The 668-nt window shown below is 77.5% G+C and carries 2 pseudogenes; both read left to right on the forward strand.

Annotation, left to right across the window (positions count from 1 at the left end):
* Positions 1–35: 35 nt before the first annotated feature.
* Positions 36–305 (forward strand): annotated as a pseudogene (locus tag ACWJ6R_RS37585) (histidine phosphatase family protein); the annotation flags it as partial.
* Between the two features lie 40 nt (positions 306–345).
* A pseudogene (locus tag ACWJ6R_RS37590) lies at positions 346–668 on the forward strand (hypothetical protein); the annotation flags it as partial.

The following is a 668-nucleotide window of genomic DNA, read 5'->3' on the forward strand; positions in this document are numbered from 1 at the left end:
GCTGACGCTCGCCGAGGTCGACGGCCGCCGAACCCGCGGAGCTGGCAGCCTGGCTCACCGACCCGGCGGCCGCGCCCCACGGAGGCGAATCCGTGCTCGACCTCCTCGGCCGGGTGTCCGGCTGGCTCTCCGCGGCGGCGCCGGGCAGGACCGTCGCCGTCACCCACCCCGCCATCGTCCGCGCCGCGGTCGTCCACGTGCTGGACGCCCCGACCCGGTCGTTCTGGCGCGTCGACGCCGCGCCGCTGGCCCGCGTCACCCTCACCGGGCGCGCCGGCCGCTGGCGGCTCGGCCACCCCGCATGACCGCCCCTCTCGGCCGGCCCGTACGACCCACCCCAAGGAGATGCCGACGGTGCGTGACTCGCACTACCCCTTCACCGCGATCGTGGGACTTGAGGACCTCAAGCTCGCCCTGATCCTCAACGCCGTCTCCCCGCGCGTCGGCGGCGTGCTGGTCCGGGGGGAGAAGGGCACCGCCAAGTCCACGATCGTGCGGGCGCTGGCCGCGCTGCTGCCGCCCGTCGAGGTCGTGCGCGGCTGCCGCTTCTCCTGCGATCCCGCGGCCCCCGACCCCCGCTGCCCCGACGGGCCCCACGGGCCCCACGAGCCGTCCGGGCCGGAGCCGGCGATGGCGGCCGTCCGCCGTGACCATCACGGGCCGCCCGG

The sequence above is a fragment of the Planomonospora algeriensis genome (assembly GCF_977012225.1).